Origin of the sequence: Pseudomonas sp. BJa3 (assembly GCF_026343815.1) — a bacterium.
GTDB lineage: Bacteria > Pseudomonadota > Gammaproteobacteria > Pseudomonadales > Pseudomonadaceae > Aquipseudomonas > Aquipseudomonas soli.
Genome location: NZ_JAOXMC010000205.1, coordinates 1 through 271, shown reverse-complemented (window position 1 = coordinate 271; position 271 = coordinate 1). Strand labels below are relative to the sequence as shown.

General features: G+C 69.7%; 1 protein-coding gene. It reads right to left on the bottom strand.

Annotated features, from left to right (window positions below):
* Positions 1 to 171, bottom strand: a 171-nt coding sequence (locus OH705_RS29725) for a DUF3247 family protein (RefSeq protein ID WP_416383606.1), incomplete at its 3' end; no start/stop codon positions are given.
* Positions 172 to 271 lie beyond the last annotated feature (100 nt).

Below are 271 nucleotides of genomic sequence, written 5' to 3'. Positions count from 1 at the left end.
GCCGTCACGGAACACCTGCACGCTGGGCCGCGTGGTGACGATGCCGGTGATCGAACCGCCGTCGGTGAGGTGCAGCTCCACCACCGCCTCGTCGGGCAGCTGCGTGACCAGCGCCTCCATGCGGGCGATGTCGTCCTGTCGGGTGTACAGGTGCTCGGGCGCTTGGTTCATCGCTCACCTCCTCGCACGGGCCACGCTACGCGCGGGGCGGTAAGCCGTCGTGAACGCCGTCGCGCAGCAGGCGCAAAACTTCCTCCGCCGCCGCTTCGGA